At 49.6% G+C, this 19,494-nt stretch carries 18 protein-coding genes; 14 read left to right on the top strand and 4 right to left on the bottom strand.

Translation table 11 applies throughout. The features are described 5' to 3' along the window. Nucleotides 1-46: 46 nt before the first annotated feature. The 5 genes from urtA to urtE all read left to right on the top strand — a co-directional run bounded on the left by urtA (nucleotide 47) and on the right by urtE (nucleotide 4,859). The gene (gene urtA, locus AB4Z33_RS11450) at nucleotides 47-1,309 is read left to right on the top strand and encodes an urea ABC transporter substrate-binding protein (RefSeq protein WP_442050059.1); all 1,263 of its coding nucleotides are present in this window, start codon (nucleotides 47-49) and stop codon (nucleotides 1,307-1,309) included. A gap of 115 nt (nucleotides 1,310-1,424) precedes the next feature. Next, complete coding sequence (gene urtB / locus AB4Z33_RS11445; RefSeq protein WP_442050058.1) at nucleotides 1,425-2,330, top strand: urea ABC transporter permease subunit UrtB; 906 nt, start codon at nucleotides 1,425-1,427, stop codon at nucleotides 2,328-2,330. A 25-nt stretch (nucleotides 2,331-2,355) separates the two neighbouring features. Then, entirely contained in the window at nucleotides 2,356-3,438 is a 1,083-nt protein-coding gene (gene urtC / locus AB4Z33_RS11440) for an urea ABC transporter permease subunit UrtC (protein WP_442050057.1), read from the top strand. Next, nucleotides 3,410-4,186, top strand: a complete 777-nt coding sequence (urtD, locus tag AB4Z33_RS11435) for an urea ABC transporter ATP-binding protein UrtD (RefSeq protein ID WP_442050056.1) — start codon at nucleotides 3,410-3,412, stop codon at nucleotides 4,184-4,186. Before urtC ends, urtD begins: the two co-directional genes overlap by 29 nt. Beyond that, nucleotides 4,164-4,859, top strand: coding sequence for an urea ABC transporter ATP-binding subunit UrtE (gene urtE, locus AB4Z33_RS11430; protein WP_442050055.1), 696 nt, complete (start codon nucleotides 4,164-4,166; stop codon nucleotides 4,857-4,859). The genes urtD and urtE overlap by 23 nt, the downstream gene beginning before the upstream one ends. 72 nt (nucleotides 4,860-4,931) lie before the next feature. Here urtE and AB4Z33_RS11425 read toward each other — a convergent pair whose 3' ends face one another. Both AB4Z33_RS11425 and AB4Z33_RS11420 read right to left on the bottom strand, forming a co-directional pair. Then, a complete protein-coding gene (locus tag AB4Z33_RS11425) occupies nucleotides 4,932-5,249 on the bottom strand; it encodes a thioredoxin family protein (RefSeq protein ID WP_442050082.1) in 318 nt (105 codons plus the stop codon). Nucleotides 5,250-5,279: 30 nt separating this feature from the next. Next, the gene (locus AB4Z33_RS11420; protein ID WP_442050081.1) at nucleotides 5,280-5,636 is read right to left on the bottom strand and encodes a MerR family transcriptional regulator; all 357 of its coding nucleotides are present in this window, start codon (nucleotides 5,634-5,636) and stop codon (nucleotides 5,280-5,282) included. A gap of 222 nt (nucleotides 5,637-5,858) precedes the next feature. On the opposite strand from AB4Z33_RS11420, the gene AB4Z33_RS11415 reads away from it, so the two are divergent. The 9 genes from AB4Z33_RS11415 (at nucleotide 5,859) to AB4Z33_RS11375 (ending at nucleotide 16,625) form a co-directional block, all read left to right on the top strand. Next, complete coding sequence (locus AB4Z33_RS11415; protein ID WP_442050054.1) at nucleotides 5,859-6,731, top strand: SPFH domain-containing protein; 873 nt, start codon at nucleotides 5,859-5,861, stop codon at nucleotides 6,729-6,731. Nucleotides 6,732-6,743: 12 nt separating this feature from the next. Further along, on the top strand, nucleotides 6,744-6,947 hold the full coding sequence (locus AB4Z33_RS11410) for a toxin-antitoxin system HicB family antitoxin (protein WP_442050053.1): 204 nt from the start codon (nucleotides 6,744-6,746) through the stop codon (nucleotides 6,945-6,947). Between the two features lie 247 nt (nucleotides 6,948-7,194). Further along, entirely contained in the window at nucleotides 7,195-8,532 is a 1,338-nt protein-coding gene (locus tag AB4Z33_RS11405; RefSeq protein WP_442050052.1) for an extracellular solute-binding protein, read from the top strand. A gap of 147 nt (nucleotides 8,533-8,679) precedes the next feature. Beyond that, entirely contained in the window at nucleotides 8,680-9,570 is an 891-nt protein-coding gene (locus AB4Z33_RS11400; protein WP_442050051.1) for a carbohydrate ABC transporter permease, read from the top strand. An 18-nt stretch (nucleotides 9,571-9,588) separates the two neighbouring features. Further along, on the top strand, nucleotides 9,589-10,473 hold the full coding sequence (locus AB4Z33_RS11395) for a carbohydrate ABC transporter permease (protein WP_442050050.1): 885 nt from the start codon (nucleotides 9,589-9,591) through the stop codon (nucleotides 10,471-10,473). Between the two features lie 47 nt (nucleotides 10,474-10,520). Beyond that, nucleotides 10,521-12,359 (top strand): sensor histidine kinase, encoded by a 1,839-nt coding sequence (locus AB4Z33_RS11390; protein WP_442050049.1) that lies wholly within the window; start codon nucleotides 10,521-10,523, stop codon nucleotides 12,357-12,359. A 16-nt stretch (nucleotides 12,360-12,375) separates the two neighbouring features. Next, the gene (locus tag AB4Z33_RS11385) at nucleotides 12,376-13,554 is read left to right on the top strand and encodes a response regulator transcription factor (RefSeq protein WP_442050048.1); all 1,179 of its coding nucleotides are present in this window, start codon (nucleotides 12,376-12,378) and stop codon (nucleotides 13,552-13,554) included. A 166-nt stretch (nucleotides 13,555-13,720) separates the two neighbouring features. After that, complete coding sequence (locus tag AB4Z33_RS11380; protein WP_442050047.1) at nucleotides 13,721-14,413, top strand: response regulator transcription factor; 693 nt, start codon at nucleotides 13,721-13,723, stop codon at nucleotides 14,411-14,413. Then, on the top strand, nucleotides 14,391-16,625 hold the full coding sequence (locus AB4Z33_RS11375) for a sensor histidine kinase (RefSeq protein WP_442050046.1): 2,235 nt from the start codon (nucleotides 14,391-14,393) through the stop codon (nucleotides 16,623-16,625). Before AB4Z33_RS11380 ends, AB4Z33_RS11375 begins: the two co-directional genes overlap by 23 nt. Nucleotides 16,626-16,696: 71 nt before the next feature. Here AB4Z33_RS11375 and AB4Z33_RS11370 read toward each other — a convergent pair whose 3' ends face one another. Further along, a complete protein-coding gene (locus AB4Z33_RS11370; RefSeq protein WP_442050045.1) occupies nucleotides 16,697-18,091 on the bottom strand; it encodes a stalk domain-containing protein in 1,395 nt (464 codons plus the stop codon). 12 nt (nucleotides 18,092-18,103) lie between these two features. Beyond that, nucleotides 18,104-19,480, bottom strand: a complete 1,377-nt coding sequence (locus tag AB4Z33_RS11365; protein ID WP_442050044.1) for a stalk domain-containing protein — start codon at nucleotides 19,478-19,480, stop codon at nucleotides 18,104-18,106. Nucleotides 19,481-19,494: the final 14 nt, after the last annotated feature.

Genomic DNA, 19,494 nt, shown 5'->3' with positions numbered 1-19,494 from the left:
CGTTCGGAAAATAGAGAAAAATTAAAGAGAACTGGGGAGTGGAGAGATGAAAAAGAGGTTGTTTTATCAATTCGGCTTATTATTAGTGGCATTGACGTTGGTGCTGGCAGGATGCGGCAATAACAATGAGCCGGCTTCGACGAATGAAGGATCGTCGGAGGGGACGAATGCTCCAGCGGCGGCAGAGGACGGCATTAAGGTTGGTATTCTTCACTCCCAGAGCGGCACGATGGCAATAAGCGAAGTTTCGGTAATCGACGCAGAAATGATGGCAATCGATGAAATCAATGCAGCAGGCGGGGTACTAGGCAAAAAAATCATTCCCGTTCTTGAAGACGGCGCATCCGATTGGCCGACCTTTGCAGAGAAAGCCCGCAAGCTCATCTCAGAAGATAAAGTAGCAACCGTATTCGGCGGGTGGACATCGGCAAGCCGGAAAGCGATGAAGCCGGTATTCGAGGAGCTTAACGGACTGCTCTGGTATCCGGTGCAATATGAAGGTCTTGAAGCTTCTCCGAACATCTTCTATACAGGGGCGACGACGAACCAGCAGATCGTGCCTTCCGTATCGTGGCTGCTTGAGAATCGCGGCAAGAAGTTCTACTTGCTCGGTTCGGATTACGTATTCCCTCGCACGGCAAACCTCATTATTAAAGAGCAATTGAAAGCTGAAGGCGGAGAGCTTGTAGGCGAAGAGTATACGCCGCTCGGCCATACGGATTACGCAACAATCATCAGCAAGATTAAGGAAGCGAAACCGGATGTCGTGTACAACACGCTTAACGGCGACAGCAACGTAGCTTTCTTCAAGCAGCTTAAGGATGCAGGCATTACATCGAAGGATATTACAACGTTGTCCGTATCGGTCGCAGAGGAAGAAATTCGCGGTATCGGCGTCGATGTGCTGGAAGGCCATCTGGCTGCTTGGAACTACTACCAAACGACAGATACGCCAACGAACAAAACGTTCGTTGAGAACTACAAAAAGAAATACGGCGACGAGCGCGTAACAGCGGATCCGATCGAAGCGGGATACACGGCGGTTTACCTGTGGGCAGCAGCGGTTGAGAAAGCAGGATCGACTGAAGTAGCCAAGGTCAAGGAAGCGGCGAAGGATCTCGAGTGGGATGCTCCGGAAGGTAAAGTGAAGATCGATGGCGAGACACAACACATTTACAAAACGGTGCGGATTGGCGAAGTTCAGTCGGATGGACAGTTCAAGGAGCTGTGGAACTCAGGCGAAGCGGTCAAACCGGACCCATACCTGAAAGGATACGCTTGGGCCGCGAGCATACAACCTACCGAATAGGGTATAAGTAACGTCTTCTACGCTTAGACGCAGCAGTACACGGGGGAGTATTCGGAAGCTTCGAATGCTTCCCCTCTGTTTTTAATAACCAAGATGACAACCAAGGGGCGGTATTATGGATGTGTATCTTCTGCAGTTATTCAATGGGCTGAGCATCAGCTCGATTCTACTGCTGGTCGCTCTTGGGCTCGCCATTACGTTCGGCCTTATGAAGGTCATTAATATGGCGCATGGCGAGCTTATTATGATCGGCGCTTATTCCACGTATTTAACCCAAAATCTATTCAAGGAATATCTCCCTTCGTCGATGTTCGATTGGTACTTCGTGCTTGCCATTCCGGTAAGCTTCGCAATCGCATTCGTCTTCGGCCTTATTCTCGAAATGTCGCTTATTCGCTTCTTGTATGGCAGGCCGCTCGACAGCTTGCTTGCTACATGGGGTGTCGGCCTCGTGCTGCAGCAGCTCGCTCGCTCGATCTTCGGCGCGCCGAATGTCGCTGTAACGAGCCCTTCCTGGCTCGATGGAGGATTGCAGATTATGGACGGCACGCTGTTGCCGTACAAAAGGCTGTTCATTATTGGGCTCGTTATTGCCTGCCTCGTCGCCATGTATTTCTATATTTATCGCAGTCATGAGGGCAGAAGAATGCGAGCGGTTATGCAGAACCGCGATATGGCTGCTTGTCTTGGCGTATCGACTCGCCGCGTAGATGCGATGACATTCGCGATCGGATCGGGCATTGCAGGCATTGCAGGCTGTGCGCTCACGCTGATGGGTTCGATTGGTCCTTCCCTCGGCACGTATTATATCGTCGATGCTTTTATGGTCGTCGTCCTTGGCGGCGTCGGCAAGCTGGTCGGCACGGTGCTCGGCGCAATGGGAATAGGCATGTTCAATACACTGTTCGAATATTGGACCAACGCATCGCTTGGCAAAGTGCTCGTGTTCGTCTGCATCGTAGCTTTCCTGCAATGGAGACCGATGGGATTCGTCGCTATGCGCTCGCGCTCACTCGATTAAATACGGATAGAAAGGCGGAAACCATATGCTGCAGCAAAAATGGACACCTCAGCGCATTTGGTTATTAGTCGGATACGCAGCAGCGGCGGCGGCATTATTTTCTGCTCCGATGTTCGCAAGCGATTTTCGACTCAACTTATTGGCGAAATTTCTGGCCTTTGCGATTGTGGCGCTCGGCCTTGATCTCATATGGGGCTATACCGGCATCTTAAGTCTCGGACACGGCATTTTCTTCGGACTTGGCGCTTATGCGATGGGCATGTACTTGAAGCTAGAGGCAAGCGGAGGCAAGCCGCCTGACTTCATGGGCTGGAGCGGACTTCGGGAGCTGCCGTTATTCTGGAAACCGTTCGAGAACTTCGGATTTGCGGTTGCCATGGGCATACTCATCCCATCGATACTCGCCCTTGTGCTCGGCTACGTTACATTTCGTAATCGGATTAAAGGTGTGTACTTCACGATTCTGACCCAAGCGCTCGTTATTATTACGACGACGCTGCTCGTCGGGCAACAAGCCTTCACAGGGGGGACGAACGGGATTACGGGTTATTCGACGATTCTTGGCGCATCCCTTGGATCTGCGGATACGAAGCGCATGCTGTATTGGATTACGGCCGCCGTGCTGATCGCCGTGTTCATCCTATGCCGTTATATTGTCGGCAGCCGCTTCGGCAAGGTGCTGCGCGCGATTCGCGACGGTGAGAACCGCGTACGGTTCATCGGTTACAATCCGGCGATTTATCAAATGGTTATCTTCACGATCTCTGCGGGCATCGCGGGTATTGCAGGCATGCTGTTCATCCTTCATGTCGGTATTATATCTCCATCCATGCTTGGCATTGTACCGTCGATTGAGATGGTGTTATGGGTAGCGATTGGCGGACGGGGCACACTGATCGGCGCTGCGCTTGGAGCTATCGTTATGAACTGGGCGAAAAGCGAATTCAGTACCGCATATCCGGAAGGCTGGCTGTTCTTCATGGGTGGATTATTCGTTGTCGTCGTCGTATTTATGCCGAAAGGCATTTCGGGCTTAATCAGTCAAATAAAATTCCGCAACAAAAGGAAGGAGAAGGAGCATGAGGGAGTCCGCAATCCTGCAGTGTGATGATGTGACGGTGGAGTTTGACGGCTTCAAGGCGATTCAAGGAATGGATCTCAAGCTGGAGAAAGGAGAGCTTCGTTTCTTGATCGGGCCTAACGGAGCAGGCAAGACAACGATGCTGGATGTGATATGTGGTAAAGTTCGCCCTTCCAGCGGTAAGGTGACGTTTGACGGGAAGATCGATATTACGCGGAAGAAGGAACATCAGATTGCCGAGCTCGGCATYGGGCGCAAGTTCCAAGCGCCATCGATTTTCCCTTCAATGACGGTGCATGAGAATTTGGAGATTGCGATGCGTCAGAGGCGATCTGTGTTCGCGACGATGTTCGCGAAGATGGGCGATGACGAGCGGTCGCGGATCGAACATCAATTAGAGATGATCGGTCTGCAGAGCAAGGCATCCTGGCGTGCAGGCGGCTTGTCGCATGGAGAGAAGCAGTGGCTGGAGATCGGCATGATGCTGCTCCAAGAGCCGGAGATTTTGCTGCTTGACGAGCCTGTAGCCGGAATGACCGATAAGGAAACGGATAAGACGGGCGAGCTGCTGCATGAGATTGCCCGCATGCGTTCAATCGTAGTTGTAGAGCATGACATGGAGTTTGTCCGCAACTTCGCCAGCAAGGTGACGGTTATGCACGAGGGCAGGCTGCTCAAGGAAGGTTCGATGGATGAGGTACAGCGCGATGATCGCGTAGCGGAAGTGTATCTAGGGAAAAGGCGGGATGCCGATGTTAGCCGTTCAACAGCTTGAGGCGGGTTATGGCGAAAGCATTATTTTGCGCAATGTGACGCTTAAGGTGAAGCCGGGGCAAGTTGTTTGTCTGCTCGGCCGCAACGGCGTCGGTAAGACGACACTAATGAAGAGTATTATGGGGCTGTTGAAATCGCGCGGCGGCTCTGTTGCCTATAATGGAGCGGATCTGACGAAGCGTGCGCCTGGGCAGCGGGCAAAAAGCGGCATTGGCTACGTTCCGCAAGGCCGTGAAATATTCGCGCAGCTCTCGGTATATGAGAATCTGCTGCTTGGGCTGGAAGCATCGAAGACGAAGGTGACGGCGATTCCCGAAGAAGCGATTGCGAAATTTCCGGTATTGCCAACGATGTACACGCGGCGCGGCGGTGATCTAAGCGGCGGGCAGCAGCAGCAGCTTGCGTTCGCAAGGGCGCTGGCCTCTAAGCCGGAAGTGCTTCTGCTTGATGAGCCCTGCGAAGGTATTCAGCCGTCAATCGTCGATGATATTCGCGACGTTATCCGCTCGATCAAGTCTGACGGCAAGACAGCCGTGCTGCTCGTGGAGCAGAGCTTGGAGTTCGTCAAGAGCATCGGTGATTACTTCTACATTTTGGAGAAGGGCGCTATCGCTTGGGAAGGCGGACTGGATGCGCTGAATGACGAGGTTGTTCGCAAATATTTGACGGTATGATCGTTGTGGGAATAGGAAGAGCGCCGCTCCTTGGATAGGAGCGGCGCTCTTTGTGTATTTTAGGGAAGCCGATCATAAATGCTTGTCGATAATGGCTTGATAGGCAGCTTTCGGCCGCAGCCCAATCAGTTTCTCCATGGGCACTCCGTTTTTGTAGAGAATAACGGTCGGCATGCTCATCACCCCTGCTTCCGACGCAGCGCCGGGTAGATCGTCGCAGTTTACTTTAATGATGCGGATGGAATCAGCGTAGGCCTCGTTTAGCTCCTCCAATATAGGGATCAATGGTTTGCAAGGCGGGCACCAAGGTGCGTTATAGTCAACAAGAGTAACTCCTTCGTTAATGGTTGCGCGTAGAACGGCTTCGTTCTCGGCATTCAGAAGACCCATTGTAATCACGTTCCTTTCATTAAAAGATGGTTAAGGTGTTGTATCCTGCTGAAGCGAAGCGATACGATCGATCAAATTCGCTTTAATTTGATTAAGCTCAACAATCTGACGCTCGATTTCTTCCAGCTTTCGCTGATAGATCGGCATCACCTGTGTGCAGAACGCCTCCTTATTCTGAAGGACGCACGTAAGGAAGCTGGCGATCTGTTCCGTCGACAAGCCCAAATTCAAATACAGCTTGATCGTCTCGACGGTTTGGACGGTAAGCGGCGAATATTCGCGATAGCCGTTTGTTTGGCGGATAGGCGTAATAAGCCCTTTTTGCTCGTAGTAGCGCAAGGAACGGATGCTGACTCCCGTCTCGCGCGATAATTGACCAATTTGCATCATAAAAAGCCCCCGGGGTATGACGTTCCAAGCAGAGTTGGCATATAATGCGCCTCGCTCTTGGAATGGTTTAATGTAAGTATAAACGCTGACATTAATGTCAGGGTCAATAGATTTTTTACCGGCTATCGCCATCACTAAATTTGGTCAACTAAACCATTTGCAACTATTTGTAAAAAGTGATATCATAAAAATATCAAAACAATATAAGGAGTGATGCTTATGAAAGAGAAAAAGGCGTGGTACGTAAGCGGTTATATGGCATTGTTGGTGGCGATTATTGCGACGGTAGGCGGTATTCTTCTGATCGCTAACGGAGCATCGGAGATCGATCCGTCTCCATTGCTGATCGGAATCGGCATATTTCTTTTCTTTTTTGCGATAATCTGTTTGACGTCTTTAAGCATTGTTCAGCCTAATGAGGCTAAGGTCGTAACGTTCTTCGGGACATACTTGGGAACAATCGTAGAAAGCGGACTATGGATGGTGGCACCGCTGACAAACAAGAGAAAAGTGTCGCTTAAGGTGCGCAACTTCAATAGCCAGACGCTGAAGGTCAATGATGCCGAAGGCAATCCGGTCGAGATTGGCGCAGTCGTTGTCTTCAAAGTACATGATACGGCGAGCGCAACGTTCGATGTCGATAATTACGAGCGTTTCGTCGAGATTCAAAGCGAGACGGCGGTGCGGCATATTGCGGCTCAATATCCGTATGACACTTACGGAGCGGATGATGTATTGACGCTGCGCGGCAATGCGGATGAAGTAGCGGCCRAGTTGCTTAAGGAGCTGCAAACAAGGCTTGTTGTTGCAGGTGTACAAGTGCTGGAGACGAGACTTACGCATCTTGCTTATGCGCCTGAGATTGCAAGCGCCATGCTGCAGCGGCAGCAGGCAATGGCTATCGTAGCAGCAAGACAGAAGATCGTCGAAGGGGCGGTCGGTATGGTGGATATGGCGCTTAAGCAGTTGGAGGAGAACGGAATCGAGCTTGATACGGAGCGGCGCGCGGCAATGGTCAACAATCTGATGGTAGCGATCGTATCGGATCGTTCGGCTACCCCGGTTATTAATACCGGATCGCTCTACACCTAACGGGCTAATCGAATGGGAAAAGAAAAGAAAGCATTCGCGCTCCGATTAGATCCCGAACTCCATCGCGCGCTTGAGCTATGGGCTGCGGACGAATTCCGCAGCGTGAACGGCCATATTGAGTTTCTGCTGCGCGAGGCGTTAGGTAAGGCAGGCCGGTTGAAGGCAGCACGTCCTCCTATGCCTCCGAGCGATTCAGATGATGAGCATCAAGCTTGAAATTGAAAGAGAAGACAGGTGACCGAAACCTAATCGGTCACCTGTCTTTTTTATTTTCAAATATTGGAGCGGAGAAGCATTACATTATTACCGCATACTGCATAGGCCTCACAACAATACTATTTATGTAATGTGGGAAAAACGAAACGACCTAAAGAAAACACACCTCTTATCCTAAGTTCGCGCATTGTAAGGGGTTGCAGATCAGAGCATAATGAACACATCCACAAATAAGGGGGATACACAAATGAACAAAATGAATGGCATATTGAAAGTAGCTATGGCAGGTACGCTGGCGCTTAGCCTTGCGGCATGCGGAGCTAACAACGGCAACAACGAAGGCACGAACACTGGCACGAACGGTGGTACCGACAACGGCGGTAAGAAAGACAACATCACAATCACGTTCCAAAACATTTATCCGGACCCTACCGATCCGAAAAACGGCATGATGAAAAAAATCGTAGCTCAATACGAAAAAGATCATCCGGGCGTGAAGATCGAACTCGACTCGCTAAATACGGACCAACAAAAAGTAAAGCTCAAAACACAAGCAGCTTCGCGTGAAGTTCCAGACATTACGGTTGTTAACCCTGCTGCACAAATGCAACCTTTCGTAGATGCGAAGCTGTTCGCTCCGCTGAACGACATGGTAGCGGAGAATGGTCTGAAGGACACGTTCCAAGAAGGTATTCTTGATTTCTACTCGTTCGACGACAATCTGTACGCTTTGCCGGACGGTAACAACATCGGCCTTGTGTACTACAATAAAGAGCTGTTCGACCAAGCTGGCGTGAAAGTGCCAACAACGTTCGAAGAAATGGTACAAGTCGTTAAAGATTTAAAAGCTAAAGGCATTCAGCCAATGGCAATCGGTGAGAAAGACACTTGGACAGGTTCGTTCTTGTTCATGAACGTATTGCTTCGCACGAACGGCCCTGGCTTCCTGCAAGAAGTTATTGACGGCAAGAAAACATTCGAAGATCCAGCATTCACGGAAGCTGTTGAAGCATTCCAAAGCTTGATCCAAGCTGGCGCATTCCAAGAAGGCGCAACATCGTTCGACTACAATGCCGGCGAGAACCTGTTCAAAACAGGCAAAGCAGCTATGTACTACATGGGCAGCTGGGCAACTGGCGGCATCGAAACTTCGTCCGTTAACGGTAAAGTGGGCGTCTTCAAATTCCCTACTGTAAACGGCAAAGGCGATCCTAACGAATTCATGCTTGCACCAGGCAGCGCGTTCGCGATCTCCGCAGACAGCAAGCACCTGGAAGAAACAAAAGATTTCTTGAACTACTTCATGCTGAACTTCCCTAAAGAAGCTTTCGAAGTTAAAGGCGCAGTAGGTCTTGCACAAAAAGTAGAAGGCGACTTCAAAGCTGCCGGCTACTCCGATATGGCAATGGAAGTTCTGGGCATGTTCAAAGACGTTAAAGGCGGAGACCTTGCGTTCGATAACACGATGAACCCTGGTACAGCTCAAGGTCACTTGACTAGCATCCAAAACCTGTTCGTTCAAAAAGTCGAGTCCGCAAAAGTATCCAAAGAGCATCAATCGGCTTACGAAAGCAACAAGAAATAAGACTAAGCTTTAAATAAAAAAGTAGAGATAACGCGGAGCGGAGGGGTTCTTGCTTAAGACCCCCTCCGTTATCGTGTTCACATTTCGCCAGTGAGCGAACCAAAACTGTTGATTGTTTTTGCAATTTTGTATAAGGAGGAGCGCGAGATGAACGTACTGAAGGTTTCAAAATTTACTATTGCGCTGTTCGTACTACCATGTTTGCTGCTATACGTACTGCTTGTATTCGTACCCATCATCGTATCGATGTACAGCGGGTTGCTGGATTGGAACGGTATTGGGGAGTCGACGTTCGTTGGCTTGGACAACTTTAAAACGATGTTTTTTGACGATGCCGTGTTCTGGCCGTCTGTACGCCGCACCTTGATGTTTGCCGTGTTCTCTATGGCGGAGATTCCAGTCGTGCTGTTTATTGCTATTTTGTTGAACCGTTATGTGAAAAAACCGAATTTCCTCGTATCGAGTTATTTTCTGCCGATTATTTTGTCGGTCGTTATTATCGGGCAACTATGGAAAACCATCTATAACCCGGCTTCGATGGGCGGTATGCTCAATCAGGTTCTAGAAGCAGTTGGATTAGGCTCTTGGACGCAAGCTTGGCTTACAGATCCGAGCATTGCGATGTACAGCTTGTATTTCGTAGCCCTGTGGCAATACTTCGGCTACCACTTGCTCATTCAGTTTACTGGTATTCAGAACATTCCGGCCGATGTGTACGAGGCGGCTAAGATCGATGGTGCCGACGGGCTCAAGGCCGACTGGTACATCACCTTCCCAATGAATATTCCGATCTTTAAGATATCGATCGTTCTTGCATTTATAGGTTCCCTACAAGCGTTCGACTTGACGATGGTTATGACGGGCGGCGGTCCAGCGCATGCGACCGACCTCATCTCGACACATATGTACAATATGTCGTTCCTGTCGATGAAGTACGGTTACGGAAGTGCCATTGCGGCATTCCTCGTGCTTGTCTGCTTGGTCGCAACGTTCATTATCAACTTCGTCTTCAACAAAGTAGAACGGAAATACACGTAACGTAAGGAGGGAACAACCATGAGTCAATCAATCGGGGCCGGCGCAATTAAGCCACAGGCGAGAGTGAGAGGGAAACGGAGCTTTAGTATCGGCAAAATCGTATCGTATATTTTGTTCGGCATTCTGCTCGTTACCCAGTTGTATCCGCTCCTCTGGCTAGCCATATATTCGCTTAAGAGTAATGAAGAAATATTGTCGGGCAGCTTCTTCGCTCTTCCGGCATCGCCGCAGTGGGTCAACTTCACCAATGCTGTCGAGTCGGGCAATTACTTCAAATATTTGTACAACAGCTTGTTCGTTACGACGATTACAATGGTCGGGGTATTGCTGTTAGCCTCGCTCGTATCGTTCGCAATTAGCCGCTTCCGTTGGAAATACGGGCAGGCGGTCATGCTGATCTTCCTGATCGGGATGATGATTCCGATGCAGGCAACGTTGCTCCCGCTGATGTTGATTTTCAAGAACATCCACATTCTCAATACGCACGCATCGATCATTTTGCCGTATATCGCATTCCAAACACCGATTGCCGTGTTCATTCTCAGCGGCTTCATGAGAACCATTCCTCATGAGATCGAGGAATCGGCCGTTGTGGACGGAGCGGGCGTGTTCCGGATATTCTGGAATATCATCCTGCCGGTATCGATACCGCCGATGATGACCGTATGTATCTTAACGTTCATCAACATCTGGAACGAATATATACTCGCATCCACATTCATTTCGTCCGAAGCGCTTAAGACGCTGCCGTTCGGGGTGAACAGCTTCGTAAGCCAATATTCCGTCAACTACGGTGCCATCGGGGCGTTCCTCGTACTCGGCGCGTTGCCGGTAATCATTATTTACTTCCTACTTGCCGATAAGATTACGAAGGGCATGGTAGCAGGTGCGGTGAAGGGTTAATCCCTTCGCCGTTTTTGTCATTTCAGCAATAGAGAGGGGGAGCGGACATGTTGCGAAGGTGGAACCGGCATTCCATTCGAAGCCGGCTGTTTCTGTTATTTCTCATATCGACGATGACCCTCCTCATTCTCGTATGCGTGCTCTATTACCAGAAGACGACCCAAATCATTCATTCAAAGATCAGCGATCTTGCCGAGAAAAATATTTCGCAGACGGTTGGACTGTTCGATCTGCTACTGGAGGGCTATGACAGTGTCACGAAGTCGCTGAGCAGCAACTCCGAGCTGACGCGGCTCGTAATGGAGAAGGATCGCGAGGAAGTGGATGAAGCGGTCGGCTTCATTAGCGAACGATCGATTACGAATTTGCTCGGGGCGGCGTATTACTCGCGGGATGATATTATCGGCATTCATATTATATCGACGGGCGGCAAGGTGTACAGCTATGAACGCCGATTCGCCGGCATCGTCGATCGCAACTACAGCTCGACCGACTGGTACCGGAAGCTCGTCGAATCGAACGGGAAAATGGTTTGGCTCGGGTTGTCGCAGGGATCGTTGATTAATAGCATTTTGCAGCAGGATACCGTATTCGTTTTTGGTCGTCAGCTGTATGATTTCAACAATTACAAGCCAATCGGCATTCTTCTAATCGAGACCGATCCGAAGCCGATTATGTCGGCCTTGTCTAACGTTACGATCAGCCCCAATAGTAGAGTTTATATCGTAGATCCCGACAATCGTGTCATTGCGACGACCGATCCAGGTATCTCCACCGACGATGATAAGCAGAAGCAGTATCCGTCCTTCAACGGGTTGCCTAGGCCAGTCGGAAACGAAATCGTCATCGACAACGGAACGGATCAGCTTATTGTATCGGCTAACGCGGCGATGGCTAATTGGACCGTATTCGGATTAACTCCGAAAGCGGATATAAGCGCGGAGCTTGCACAGACTAGACTATATTTATTGATCGTTATAGCGGCCGTCATCGTTCTGTCTACAGTGCTGGCAAGCTTAATCTCGCGCAATATCGCGAAGCCCCTCAAGCTGCTCATTCGTGAGATGAGACAAGTTGAGATGGGTAACTTCCGCGGTGCGGTGAACGTCAATTCGTACGAGGAGATCAACAGCCTCGTATCGTCCTTCAATCGGATGGTACTGCGGATGGACGAATTGATCGAACGAATAACACTCTCCTCCATTAGTGAGAAGAACGCAGAGCTGCAGGCGCTGCAGTCCCAGGTGAACCCGCATTTTCTATATAACACGCTTGATATGATTTACTGGATGCTGGACGAGCGGGAGAATGACCGTCTTGGACGCGTGATTCTTTCTTTGTCGCAAATGTTCCGCTACAGCAGCCACTGGGAGGAAGCATCCAAGACGACGCTGCGGCAGGAGCTTGATCAGATGCGACATTATATGACCATTATTGAGAATCGGCTTGAAGGCCGGGTAGCGACGGAGATTGAGGTCGAGGATCGCTGGCTCGACGCTCCGATGCCGAAGATGACGCTGCAGCCGATTATCGAGAATGCGGTGAAGAGCGGTCTTGAACCGCTTGATCAGGGTCGGCCGGGTATATTGCGGGTATACGCGAAGGCGGATGAGGAAGCTAGAGAGCTGCGTATCGTTATATCTGACAACGGAATAGGCATGAGCGAGGAAACGCTTGAACATATTAGACGATTGATTAAAGAGCCGGTATTCAGCAGAAGTACTCAGAGCGAGCCGGGAATCGAGCCTGTAAGGCGCGGGATTGGTCTTCCCAACGTTCATCATAGGCTGGTCATTATGTTCGGCGAGTCTTACGGGCTTCGCATTGATAGCGTACAGGAGGAAGGGACGACGGTTGTAATCGTTATGCCACTTCCCGTCTTATAGGAAGGAGGATGGTAAGATGAATATTTTGATTGTAGATGACGAGAAGGTAATCAGGGAGGGGATCAAGCGGACGCTTGAGAACCACTTTAAAGATCACGCGGTTTTTCTGGCGAGCAATCCGGAAGAAGCGGTAATGCGGCTGCGCAGTGATCGGATCGATGTCGTGCTAACCGATATATTGATGCCGGGCATGTCGGGGCTGGAGCTGATGAAGCTGACGGCAGACAGCTATTCGCATATGAAGTGGGTCGTCATCTCGGCTCATTCTGAATTCGCATATGCCCAGGAAGCGGTTCGGCTTGGCGCAAAAAATTATTTACTCAAGCCAATCGGTAAAGAAATATTGATTGAGATGATCGAGAAGCTGGGCGAGGAAATTATGCGCGAGAAGGAATTGACGTTGGACGTCGAGCTTCTGAAAGTGAACCGCAACTACTTGCGCGAGGCGGTGTTCCAGCGCTGGGCGTCGGGACTCGACATTGGGCGTATCGATGTAACCCCGTTCATGGAAAGCCATCCTCACTTTCATCTCATTATGGTGAAGATGGATAGCGAGAAGGTAGTCCACTTGGAACATTTCATTATCGAGAATGTGCTTAGTGAGCTGATCGGTCGTTACGGTAAGGGTTTCGTGACTATTCATGATAACAAGAGCTTGCTCGGTCTCATTACGCTTGAGGAGGGGCGTACGCTGGCCTCGCTGCTCGAGGAATTGCGCTCACACCTCATCAAATACTTGCGCGTCCCTTTCCAGATCATGCATACGGAGCAGATCGAGGATGTGAATGCGATACCGACCGAGGTGCACCGGATGAGGCAGGCTTCCTCGACACAGGTATATGAGCATTATGCGAGCGGCGGCGATCAAGCCATTGAAGTCGCCCAACAATATATACGCACCCATTATCATGCCGATCTGTCGCTTGAGAAGGTGGCTTCTATCGTCTACTTGAATCCGGTCTACTTCAGTCAGCTGTTCAAGCAGAAGACGGGCCTGGGCTTTAAGGAATATGTCATCGGTCTGCGAATGGAGCAGGCGAAGCAGCTGCTGCTTAATCGGAAACTTAAGCTTGCCGACGTCGCGGAACGAATTGGATACCAGGATATTCGACACTTCTCCCAGCTATTCCGCAAGAAATACGGCGAAACGCCATCGGAGTTCAGGCAGAAGAGCGATGCCGTGCAGGCGGAGTAGCGGGTATTTAGGTTGAATCAACAAGAAACGAGCTGTTGAAGAAATCCCAGGCTCGTTTTTCTTTTTATTAAGAAGTTCTTCATAATTATCGTGAAAGGATATTAAGAAATCTCGATTACTATTAAAATATGGAAAGAGAATAGCTGCCGGGAAAGCGGGGAAGGGCATGGAGCAGTACGTTGTGCTTGTCGTAGACGATGATCAGGAAATCCGCGATGCGATCGAGATTTATTTGAAGAACGAGGGCGTCTTCGTACGCAAGGCGAAGGACGGTATGGAAGCTCTGGATATGATTAATGAGCATCCTGTTCACCTTATTATTTTGGACATTATGATGCCTAGATTGGACGGAATAGCTGCTACCTATAAGATTCGCGAGAAAAAGAATATACCGATTCTTATCTTGAGCGCTAAGAGCGAGGATGTCGACAAAATATTAGGGCTTCACGTAGGGGCGGATGATTACGTGACGAAGCCGTTTAATCCAATGGAGCTTGTAGCCCGCGTAAAGTCGCTATTGCGCAGATATGTGAACTTAGGAGCTTATGAAGGTATACGCAAGGCGATTGATCTGAACGGACTTGGCCTCGATAAGGAGGCTAAGGCAGTGACCGTTCACGGTGAGCCGGTCAAGCTGACGCCGATCGAATATAAAATTGTGGAGCTGCTTATGACGAATGCCGGGCGGGTCTTCTCCATTAACGAGATCTACGAGCGCGTATGGAATGAGCAGGGCTACAATGCTGAGAACACGGTTGCCGTACATATCCGCAAAATCCGCGAAAAAATCGAAATCGATCCCAAAAATCCGAGATACTTGAAGGTGGTGTGGGGAATTGGATACAAAATGGAGAAATAGATTATCCGTGTTTGTCTATGCGCTGTTATTCATTGTCGGACTAAGCGGACCGTTGACATTGATCTCCTTGAGCGACAACTATATGCATCGCAATTATTACYATACGCCGGAATTTCAAAACCAACTGGACGGTTTCGCTCAATTTTTGAACTTGTTCGAGCTGAATGCGGTATCGCCCGAGGATGCGAAGGCGTCTATTGCGGTTAGCGAGGATGAGATTTACGAGTATCGCAATGGGCTTGGTTCGTTCACCGATACGATGGCTAATGTCAAGAACGAATACGAACCTCGGATTGAGGAAGCGCTGGCGGCGGGCAATCAAGAAGCGGTAGATTTCTACACGGCGGAGCGGGATCAGAGAATAAAAGAAGCCACAAGRGTATTCCAGGATGACGAGTATGTCAGAACCGTACTCATGAAAGAAAAGGAACAAAGGATTGAAATTTATTATGAGGAGCGGGAAAACTTCCGCGGCGAATATAACGACCTCAAGATGCAGTTCGATTATTACTTCAAAAATAGCATGAATGGAAAAGTTGTTACGAATCTTGGCATTCTGCAGGAACAATTAGCTAACCGCAAGATGATTGCTGACGACAAGTTCACGACCAGCTATACGGTATCTTCTAATCTACCCTTTCATGAATGGATTTCGAACCATGATCTGATCCACCCCCCATTCGACTCGTATGAAGGGATTGTAGGGGTGTCGGATAAGAGTCGCATCGTTGACGAAGCAGATCGTTATCGACAGGAGCAAATCCTATTGCTTCTCTATGCCGTGTTCGGCTTAGCGGCGTTTATCGGATGTGTCTATCACTTCAAGAAGGTGAAGGCAATGCCGGCAGAGCAAGGGAACTGGGCGCTCTATTACAGCAAGCTGCCTATCGATGCCAAAGGTCTGCTGCTCTTGGCAACGGGGTTACTCGCAATGGGGCTGCCACTTACCGTGTCGGATCAATTCCAAATGATATTCGAGCAGCCATGGATCTACGGCAGGAAGCTTACCGTCATAATCATAATTGCCTCCGTATGCTGGGCTGCTGTAATCATGCAAGCGCAACTGCTGGCGGCAGAGCGACTGGATAGAGAGAGTGCCAAGCATCAATGGAAGCAAGGCTTGTCGTACCGGACGGGCAAGCATGTGAGGTCTTACTTCGTACACCTATACAATGGTATGAAAGATGCATTTCTCATCAAAAGCACAGGTGTGCTGCTCATGGTTTTGTTGCTGATTGTATTTGGTTTGGGCGCCGCCAGCAACTTGCTGTTCTATGGCAGCTATTTTAAATTAGATTCCGCGACGGCAATTGTTTATTTGACTCTGCTTGTATTCATAGGAATTCCTGTTGTTATTGTCCTCGTGAAGAAAGTAGGCTACCTGAACCGAGTAGCGAGAGCGGCAGACGAATTGGCAGCCGGCAGCATGGGTCAGGAGCTACCGGTAAGCGGGAAATCGATGCTCGCTGCGATGGCTGCCAATATGAACGTATTGAAACGAGGCGTTCGGACGCTGCAGAATGAACAGGCGCGGAGCGAGCGGCTTAAGACAGAGCTAATAACGAATGTAAGCCATGATCTGCGGACGCCGCTTACATCGATCATTACGTATACGGGACTATTGAAAGCGGAAGACGTATCGAGCGAGGAAAGATTGGCTTATATCGATATCATCGATCAGAAGTCGAAGCGGCTGAAGGTGCTGATCGACGATCTGTTCGAAGTGTCGAAGATGGCAAGCGGCAACGTGGAATTAACGCTTGCACAGGCCGATCTTGTCCAGTTATTGCAGCAGGCGCTCGGTGAATATAACGATGTTATTGAAGGCTCTAGCGTTCAATTCCGTATCTCTATGCCTGAAACGCCGGTGTATGCGAGGGTAGACGGCCAAAAGCTGTGGCGCGTGTTCGACAACTTGATCGGCAATATGGTGAAGTACTCATTGGATCATTCGCGAGCCTATATAGCGATGCGTACAGAAGACCAACACGTACATGTCACGTTCAAAAATATATCCAAATATGAGTATAGCGAGGATGGAGAGGAGCTGCTTGAACGGTTCAAACGCGGCGACACGTCCCGGCATACGGATGGCTCGGGCCTTGGTCTGGCGATCGCCAAGTCGATCGTCGATCTCCATGAGGGCCGTCTCGTTATCGAGACAGACGGAGACTTGTTCAAGGTTATTGTCATTCTGAAGCTGGAAGGCTAATGAAAGAGGCGCGGCTGCACAAATTCCGCTTCATGCGAAACATGCGCAGCCGCGCCTTTTGGATTGATAAGCTAGCCCGCCGCAGGGAACTGCACATCAACGCCGTCAATGTTGTTATTCCATTGCACCTTAGCGCCGAACGCTTGCGCTAGGAAGCGGAGAGGCACGTAGGTCCTTCCTTGATAGGAAAGTGACGCTGCAGGCATCACAACACTCTTGCCATCGAGGGTCGCTTTCGTATCGTATACTTTGAAGGCAAGCAGTTGCTTACGGTAAGAGAAGGTGATGTTATCATTGTTGTAGCCGATCTTCGCGCCAATTGATTCGAATAAAGAGCGTATCGGCACGAAGGTCGTTCCGTTCGTCTGGATTGGGCCGGGATCGGATGCGATGAATTTGCCGTTGATCCGGAGCGATATTTGCTTTTGTAACGGTATCGCATTCACTTTAGTTTGTATCTTCTCTGTCGTATCTAGAAGAGGAATATTGATGCGGTCGCCCCATGTCCATACTTTTCCGTATTTGTCCAAGGCCGTACCGCTGTTAAGGGCCACAGCGGCAACCTCAATGATGTCCTTAAGCGGGGTGATGCGCTTAATAGGATCGTCATTCCAGATCGTATTTCCCCATACGGTACCGTCTTTGTGCAATAGAAGCTTATAGCTGCCTCCATAGCCTTGGCTTATCTGGACATAGTTACCTTTAAACTTACTGAATTCATCCGGAATGGCGGTAAACATTGTGGACATGCCCATATAATCTTTGTCATAGCCGTCAAAGTCTACGATCGGTTCATTGGAAACATATTCATACATACTGTAAGTCACATTTGCGGTGTTTCCGTATGCCTTAATGGTTTTGCCGTCAGCCATTAGAATCAGAATATATTGCGTGGATGCTTTAATCGCTTTTGCTCCCTCAATAGCGAATTTAGGTATGCTCGCCTGCTCGTCATCGGTCGGAGTTGGCCACCTGTGGAAAACGGATTGACATAGTCCTCCGCTGCCCTGGAAGTCGGGTCTTATGAGAGAAGTTAGGCAAGTATTTCCCCACGCATATACCTCTCCTTTGTCGTTCAATGCCAAGTTAATAGGTGTAAATCCGCCTCCGGAGCTTATGCTGCGAATGCCGGACAATTCGGCAATTCGCTTAGGCGTACCGCCAGCTTCGTCCCATGACCATACTTCGCCTGCCGAGGTTAGAATGAGATTCCCAGAAATTTCAACAGCTCCTGGAATCTGCGGCCCCCTTACGGCGGGCTTGCTGCCGTTACCAATCCAAATCGTACCGTCGCTATGCAAGGCGTAAAAATGGTCGGCGTTGCCTCGATCAAAGATATCAATGATGCCGGTGAGAGGCAATGAGGTAATCATCGTTGTTTTTGCGCTTGCTGCCGCAGTCGAACTCTCTAGTGGAAGCAAAGCCAATGTTAGAAGGAAAGCTATTGCAGATATTAAACGCTTCATTGTACCTCTCCTTTAGTTAACGGGAAATTGTACGGAGACGCCGCCAATTGCATCGTCCCATGCTACTTTAGCGCCGAACGCTTGCGCTAGGAAGCGGAGAGGCACGTAGGTCCTTCCTTGATAGGAAAGTGACGCTGCAGGCATCACAACACTCTTGCCATCGAGGGTCGCTTTCGTGTCGTATACTTTGAAGGCAAGCAGTTGCTTACGGTAAGAGACGGTGATGTTATTGTTGTTGTAGCCGATCTTCGCGCCAATTGATTCGAATAAAGAGCGTATCGGCACGAAGGTCGTTCCGTTCGTTTGGATTGGGCCGGGATCGGAAACGATGAACCTGCCGTTGATCCGTAGGGACAGCTGTTTCTGAGAGGGCTTAGCGTTGACGTTAGTCAGCAGTTTCTCTGACGTTTCTTGGTACGGAATGTTGGTGCGGGTGCCCCATGTCCATACTTTTCCGTATTTGTCCAAGGCCGTACCGCTGTTATAGGCGACAGCCGCAACCTTAATGATATCCTTGAGCGGAGCTATGCGCCGTGTAGGATCTTCACTCCAGACCGAATCTCCCCATACGGTACCGTCTTTGTGCATTAGAAGCTTATAGCTGCCTCCATAGGCTTGGCTCACCTGGACATAGTTACCCGCATTTTTCGAGATGTCATTAGGAATGGTGATATAGGTGGAGTAACCGGTATAGTCTTTGTCGTAACCGTCGAAATCGACGACYGGTTTATCGAAAACACGCTCATACATACCGTAACTCATACTTGTGGTATTGCCGTATACCTTAACCGTTTTGCCGTCGGCCATTAGAATCATTATATATTGCAGGGATGCTTTAATCCCTTTCGCTCCCTCAATGGCGAGTTTAGGCATGCTCGCCAGCTTATCATCGGCCGGAGTCGGGCTGTTGTGGTAGGCGTTAGCACATAGACCCCGATTATCCTCAAAGTCAGGTCTTATGAGAGAAGTTAGGCAAGTATTGCCCCAAACGTAAACCTGCCCCTTGTTGTTAATAGCCATGCTGGCATCTCGTGAGCTTATAGCTTTTATACCGGACAATTCGACAATACGCTTCGGGGTATCCCCAGCGTTCTCCCATGTCCATACTTCGCCGGCTGAGGTAAGAATAAGCTGACCGGAAATTTTAACAGCGCTGGGAACTTGCGGGCCTCTTATGGCTGGTTTGCTGCCGTTTCCAATCCAAATGGTTCCGTCGTTTTGAAGCGCGTAGAAGTTGTCGGCATGGCTTCGGTCATCGATATCAATGATGCCAGTGAGCGGCAATGCGGTGAACATCGTTGTCTTCGCGGCATACACGAAGGTGCTGTTCCCGCTTGAGAGCAAGGAGGCGGAAAGAAGGATAGCGATTAGTACGTATAATTTTCTCATAGGGTCTCCTTAAA

This window comes from Paenibacillus sp. 2TAB19 (genome assembly GCF_052115185.1).
Taxonomy (GTDB): Bacteria; Bacillota; Bacilli; order Paenibacillales; family Paenibacillaceae; genus Pristimantibacillus.
This window is presented reverse-complemented; position numbering and strand designations above follow the sequence as displayed.